Raw genomic sequence first — 5,432 nt, 5'->3', positions numbered from 1 at the left:
AACCGTCACGGCTCTTGAGCAACCACACGCCCTATTACAGTTTCACGTTTTTACGATTTTGCAAATTCACAGAAAACAACAAACTTCCGATCAACCGCCCCATTAAAGCCTATACAAGCCTATTACAAACCTATCACCAGCCTATTCATTGCCATCAACCCTTTTCCCCAGAGATCAGCGTAAAATGAGAAAAACAATCGATGCCCTCCTCCCAAGCCGTGAAGCAATGGCATGATCTAAAACTTATGCCTCCCCCATGACACGAGCACTACATGCGCTTTTTCAGCGCTGCGTTTAATTGTTTGGTAACCTTGTAATACGAGATCAAACGCTTGATAAAAGAAATATACAGTGCCACAATGGGTATTGTTAAGAAAAAATCAAAAACACCCCCCAGCAGAATGATCAAAATCACCGTCCAAGCTGCCGCCATTTCGTAATGCATTTTATCCCCTTCTCTTTATAAATTGATTGATTGGGTTGCTTCAGTCACTTCTTCCAATTGCTGAATTTTCTTTTTCAATCGATGGGTTAAAATTTCACGAAGGATCACAACAACAGGGATCGTTGCAAAAATACATACCGATAAAAAAAACCAGAAAAGCAAGAGAATGATAATATATTCAAATCTGCTCTCATCTACCTCAGCAGCTATCCCTTTAGAGAAAATCACATAGACATAAGCTTTGAAAAACATAATGATGAAAGAGAGGCATGCGTGGAGGATATAATCTTTGCGTGAAAAAGCGAGCCATTTTTTTAACGAATAGAAACTTATCTGTGTTTCTAGTGCTAAGTTTTGCGGCACTCTCTCTTTTTCTTTTCCGCTTTTTTCAAAGAAACAAAAATGCTGCGGCTGTTCTTTCATCAAACGTCTTTGTTTTTTCACTCTGTAATAGAGCCTTAAACGCTTTATTAAAGAATAATAAGGCGCCACAATAATCATATTCACAAAAATGGCAAAAACTGTAACTGCATTTAGAAGAAAATATCCAACCGGCAGAAACAAAATAAAAAACGCGATCTCACCCCTCATGCGTATAACCTCATTGATTAATCTCTTGCTGCTTTATTTTTTCTTTTAGTTTTTTCTTTATTTTTTCCAATTTACGCTCTTTAAAACGACAAATGCCCCACAAAATAGGAAGGGGTGTGAGAAGACAAAACCATATCAACACTGGTAAGAGAAAAATAAGAGAACCAATTCCTTCCCATCTTGTCCATTGCAACGGCTGTACCAGAGACTTTGCACCCGCAGAAACTTCTAAAGCCATCATGATAAGGCACGTACAAAACATGATAAAAAAGCGGTGCCCTATTATTTTACACCTTCCCACCCCTTTACGCCTTTCCACTGAAGACACCATAAATTTTCTAAATGAAAAGAAAGACTCTTCAAATGTTGCTTTTTTCTCCTGCATTGTTCCCCTCTGCTTTTACGCTTCGCGCTTTTTACGCTCTATTTTTAGGTTTAAGCTCTTTTTAACTTATCTAAACGCTTTATTTTTCTCAATAATTTTTTTCCTCAACCCTAATTTCTACATCCATATATTCTAACTCCCCATCCTTTATGTAAAGAATATGAGGACGATAGTTTTTTCCATCAACCTCACAAATCGCGTCCTTTTCGTAAACAAAATATCCCTGTTGCCTTAATTCTTCTCTTTTTTCCTCGATCAAATTTTCATAAGAATCTCTTCTTCTATTGCACAAATTGGGATCTGTAGCTCTAAAACATTCATAGCTCTCTACCTCCATGGAAAAATCCTTTGCCGCCTGTTGAAGCAAATCGTAACTGGGTTGCTTTGTCTTTTCTACCGCCTGAGCAATCACCATTGCGCGTTCCAGATGCTCCTCTTCGATGCTTGTTTCAAAGCCCAGCTTCTCACCTTCCATAAAGCTTTTCTGATAAGAGTGTAAAGTTTCAACATCGCCCATCAAAGCCAGAGCTGCAAGATAACGCAGGGAATAAGAAGCCAACCGAGGGACCACAGTTTTGTTTTCCCAAGGCAGGATTCTATATTGAGAATGAAGCATCTTGCCAAGATCAACCTCAGTCATTGCCTTTTCTAAAGCTTTCTCGAGTGCACGACGTAAACATCCAACGCTTACCTTTTCTTCAAAAATTTCCACCCCCTTCACATCAAAACTCAATTCAAGAGCAATCAAGCCTCCAGAATTATAAGGGTCTATCGTTTGGCAAGCCGCCGCATGGATACCAGAAACCACCGCAATTGCACAATCAAATCGCGGATACCCCTTCTCAGCATTATAAAGAAACTGCACTTCACGATCTGGTAAATAATAGGTGGCCAAATGATCCCCTTTTCCCTCAATTTCCACCTTCCACCCCAAACTCTTTAAAAGCGCCGTTGCACTTTCCATCGTTAAGATTTCCTCATCAGAAAGAGAAAACTCTTTTTCCTCAGATAACAGCTTAATCATCGGCGTTTCTCCACTAGACGGCTCAAAAGCGATAGGTTGTTCAAGCACGCGGCTTAATTCTTTTGTCACTTGGCAATACAGTCTCACCCGCTTGAAAGTAGAGTAATACAATGCCCAAATAAACATCATGACCACAGCAGAAAGCAGCGTGAAAAGCGTCAAGCCCACACCCCACGAGAGTACAACAACAATATCCATCATTTTAATATCTATCATTTTCCCCGCCCCTTCATGCGCTGTTTTGTTGAGAAGCGGTTTTTCTCCGCTTCCAGATTGCTTGCTCCAACATATCGATCTTTTCTTTCAACAGAACCGTGAAAATGATACGAACCACAAAGGCAACAGGGATGAACAAAAAAATAAACCATGATATAAGCTGCATGATTAACAAGAGAGCTGCCACGACATCCCCTTCCCACTCCGCCAACTTCCACCCAAGCAACATGGGTACGAAGCGAAGAGCCATTCTTAAAGCTGCCACAATGAAAGCAATACAAAAGATGACTTTATAATTTTTGCGTGTCAGAAACGCTTCTTCAAGCGCAAAAGACCGTAATTCCTCATCCAATGGTGAATTTTTTCCATTGCCCCTCATTTTTTATCCCTCATTTGTTTCAATTTTCAAGCCATTTTCATGAACCGAAGCTTTCGTCCTCACAATGAATGAGGGTTCATCAATATCAAGCGCTTGTATCCCTCATCTTTTATAAAGACAATATCAAGGGTGCATTTTTTTTCCATCACCTTCAAACATCGCACGAATAGAAACTCTCCTACAACGCATGAGAATATATAAAGACCAGTATTCATTTTCTGCCCTCCCTTCATGCGTTGTTTTGTTGAGAAGCGGTTTTTCTCCGCTGCCAGATTTCTTGATCCAACATATCGATCTTTTTTTTCAACAAACGCGTAAAGATGATACGGACCACAAAGGCAACAGGAATGAGTACAAAAATTAAATCTAATATAACCTGCACGATGCAAAAGAGAACTGTTATAACATCCCCTTCCCACCCCGCCAACTTCCACTCAAGCCACATGAGTAAGAAGAGAAGAGCCGTTCTTAAAGCTGCCACAATGAAAGCAATGCAAAAGATGACTTTATAATTTTTGCTTGTTAAAAACGCTTCTTCAAGCGCAAAAGACCGTAATTCCTCATCCAATGATGAATTTTTTCCATTGCCCCTCATTTTTTATCCCTCATTTGTTTCAATTTTCAAGCCATTTTCATGAACCGAAGCTTTCGTCCTCACAATGAATGAGGGTTCATCAATATCAAGCGCTTGTATCCTTCATCTTTTATAAAGACAATATCAAGGGTGCATTTTTTTCCATCACCTTCAAACATCGCACGAATAGAAGGTCTCTCCTACAACGCATGAGAATATATAAAGACCAGTATTCATTTTCTGCCCTCCCTTCACGCGCTGTTTTGTTGAGAAGCGGTTTTTCTCTGCTTCCAGAGTGCTTGATCCAACTTATCAATCTTTTTTTTCAACAAACGCGTAAAGATGATACGGACCACAAAGGCAACAGGAATGAGCACAAAAAGAAGCATTGATATAAAACCCAATATTAATGTTAAAATGAACAGGATATAATTCGACCACACTGTCAAATCCCACTCAAAAAATATAACGAGTGCCACTTTAAAAGCGGTAATAATGAAAGCAATGCAAAAGATGACTTTATAATTTTTGCTTGTCAAAAACGCTTCTTCAAGCGAAAAAGACCGTAACTCTTCATACAATGGTGCATTTTTTCCATTGCCCCTCATTTTTTATCCCTCATTTGTTTCAATTTTCAAGCCATTTTCATGAACCGAAGCTTTCGTCCTCACAATGGATGAGGGTTCATCAATATCAAGCGTTTGTATCCCTCATCTTTTATAAAGACAATATCAGGGGTGCTTTTTTTTCATCAACTTCAAACATCATGTTTTTATTCCCCACAATATATCCTCTGCTGTCTTAAGGCTTCTCTTTTCTCGTCGATCAAATTTTCATAAAATATCTTCTTCTATTGCACAAATTTTGGTCTCTGACTCTAAAATTCTAAGTGCTCTTTTTATTTTCAGGAAGATAAGCTGCTTTCCAAAGAAGAAGCAAACGAGTGCAAGAAAAGCGTAACGAGGTTGCTTTGTCTTTATGACGATTTGAATCATCAACAAAACCGGCCCAAATTGATTTTTTCGATATTTTTTTCAAAGCCAAAACTTTCATCTTCCATAAAGCTTTTATGAGAAAGCTGCCAAATGTTAACATCAGCCCTCAATACCAAAGCCCCAAGGGTGTGCAAGTAAAGAAGAGTCCACTTGAGAGATAGCACAATTTCCTTTTCCCAAGGAAGGGTGCTCTATTGAAAGCCAAGCACGCGGACAAGATCACCCTCAGTCCCAGATCAACCTCAGTCATCGCCTCATCTCAAGCTTCCTCAAGCACACGACGTAAACGCCCTACGCTTACCTTTTCCTCAAAAATTTTCAATCTCTTTTCCTTAAAATCCACCCCTTTGCCTCAATGCCTCGTTGTCAATCTGGCACCCCCCAAAAATGATAAAGCCCCAAAATGATAAGGATTAATTATTTGGCAAGCCGCCGCATGAATACCAGCGTCTCTCACAATTCCATAACCAAATTGCACAAAACCTTTTTCATCCAGAGAGAGAAACTGTCCTTAGCGGTCTCGTAAATAAATAACGGTCTCGTAAATAAATAGATGTCCCTCTTTTCTTTCAATTTTCCCCCTCCACCCCAAGCTCTTTAAAAGCACTATTACACTTTCCATAGAGCAAAACGTCTTGATCAAAAACTTAAGCTTTTGGCGCGTCTTCTCTATGCGTCTTGCCTCTCCACCTGCAAGAAAATGTGCTCTTCTTCCCCAAACACCAGAATATCTTTTGCTTCAAGTATCGATTTTTCGCTCTCAATATCGCTTGGTAAGACAGATTTTTATGCTTGATAAAAGAAAATAAGTTACAAGATTTTC

At 39.4% G+C, this 5,432-nt stretch carries 9 protein-coding genes; 1 reads left to right on the top strand and 8 read right to left on the bottom strand.

Features of this window, described 5'->3' with window-relative positions; all coding sequences use genetic code 11:
• Window positions 1-268: 268 nt before the first annotated feature.
• From ACFIJZ_RS07265 to ACFIJZ_RS07230, 8 genes are all read right to left on the bottom strand, one after another.
• Window positions 269-445 carry a hypothetical protein gene (locus ACFIJZ_RS07265; RefSeq protein ID WP_273790878.1) on the bottom strand — a complete coding sequence of 59 codons (177 nt, stop codon included), beginning with the start codon at window positions 443-445 and terminating at the stop codon, window positions 269-271.
• A gap of 15 nt (window positions 446-460) precedes the next feature.
• Entirely contained in the window at window positions 461-1,036 is a 576-nt protein-coding gene (locus ACFIJZ_RS07260) for a hypothetical protein (protein ID WP_375631437.1), read from the bottom strand.
• 10 nt (window positions 1,037-1,046) lie between these two features.
• Window positions 1,047-1,421, bottom strand: coding sequence for a hypothetical protein (locus ACFIJZ_RS07255; protein ID WP_375631436.1), 375 nt, complete (start codon window positions 1,419-1,421; stop codon window positions 1,047-1,049).
• An 88-nt stretch (window positions 1,422-1,509) separates the two neighbouring features.
• Window positions 1,510-2,661 (bottom strand): DUF6990 domain-containing protein, encoded by a 1,152-nt coding sequence (locus ACFIJZ_RS07250; RefSeq protein ID WP_375631435.1) that lies wholly within the window; start codon window positions 2,659-2,661, stop codon window positions 1,510-1,512.
• Window positions 2,662-2,674: 13 nt separating this feature from the next.
• Window positions 2,675-3,040: a hypothetical protein gene (locus tag ACFIJZ_RS07245; RefSeq protein WP_375631434.1), complete on the bottom strand. Its 366-nt coding sequence runs from the start codon at window positions 3,038-3,040 to the stop codon at window positions 2,675-2,677.
• A 229-nt stretch (window positions 3,041-3,269) separates the two neighbouring features.
• Window positions 3,270-3,635: a hypothetical protein gene (locus ACFIJZ_RS07240; protein WP_375631433.1), complete on the bottom strand. Its 366-nt coding sequence runs from the start codon at window positions 3,633-3,635 to the stop codon at window positions 3,270-3,272.
• 230 nt (window positions 3,636-3,865) lie between these two features.
• Window positions 3,866-4,222, bottom strand: coding sequence for a hypothetical protein (locus ACFIJZ_RS07235; protein ID WP_375631432.1), 357 nt, complete (start codon window positions 4,220-4,222; stop codon window positions 3,866-3,868).
• Between the two features lie 277 nt (window positions 4,223-4,499).
• Complete coding sequence (locus tag ACFIJZ_RS07230; RefSeq protein WP_375631431.1) at window positions 4,500-4,709, bottom strand: hypothetical protein; 210 nt, start codon at window positions 4,707-4,709, stop codon at window positions 4,500-4,502.
• 535 nt (window positions 4,710-5,244) lie between these two features.
• On the opposite strand from ACFIJZ_RS07230, the gene ACFIJZ_RS07225 reads away from it, so the two are divergent.
• Entirely contained in the window at window positions 5,245-5,418 is a 174-nt protein-coding gene (locus tag ACFIJZ_RS07225) for a hypothetical protein (protein ID WP_375631430.1), read from the top strand.
• Window positions 5,419-5,432 lie beyond the last annotated feature (14 nt).

The organism is Bartonella sp. CL70QHWL, from assembly GCF_042194855.1.
Lineage (GTDB): Bacteria > Pseudomonadota > Alphaproteobacteria > Rhizobiales > Rhizobiaceae > Bartonella.
This window is presented reverse-complemented; position numbering and strand designations above follow the sequence as displayed.

Coding starts and splice junctions, on each gene's coding strand:
- ACFIJZ_RS07235 (WP_375631432.1), bottom strand. CDS start 4,222: ATGAGGGGCAATGGAAAAAATGCACCATTGTATGAAGAGTTACGGTCT.
- ACFIJZ_RS07250 (WP_375631435.1), bottom strand. CDS start 2,661: ATGATAGATATTAAAATGATGGATATTGTTGTTGTACTCTCGTGGGGT.
- ACFIJZ_RS07265 (WP_273790878.1), bottom strand. CDS start 445: ATGCATTACGAAATGGCGGCAGCTTGGACGGTGATTTTGATCATTCTG.
- ACFIJZ_RS07255 (WP_375631436.1), bottom strand. CDS start 1,421: ATGCAGGAGAAAAAAGCAACATTTGAAGAGTCTTTCTTTTCATTTAGA.
- ACFIJZ_RS07245 (WP_375631434.1), bottom strand. CDS start 3,040: ATGAGGGGCAATGGAAAAAATTCACCATTGGATGAGGAATTACGGTCT.
- ACFIJZ_RS07230 (WP_375631431.1), bottom strand. CDS start 4,709: ATGTTAACATTTGGCAGCTTTCTCATAAAAGCTTTATGGAAGATGAAA.
- ACFIJZ_RS07260 (WP_375631437.1), bottom strand. CDS start 1,036: ATGAGGGGTGAGATCGCGTTTTTTATTTTGTTTCTGCCGGTTGGATAT.
- ACFIJZ_RS07240 (WP_375631433.1), bottom strand. CDS start 3,635: ATGAGGGGCAATGGAAAAAATTCATCATTGGATGAGGAATTACGGTCT.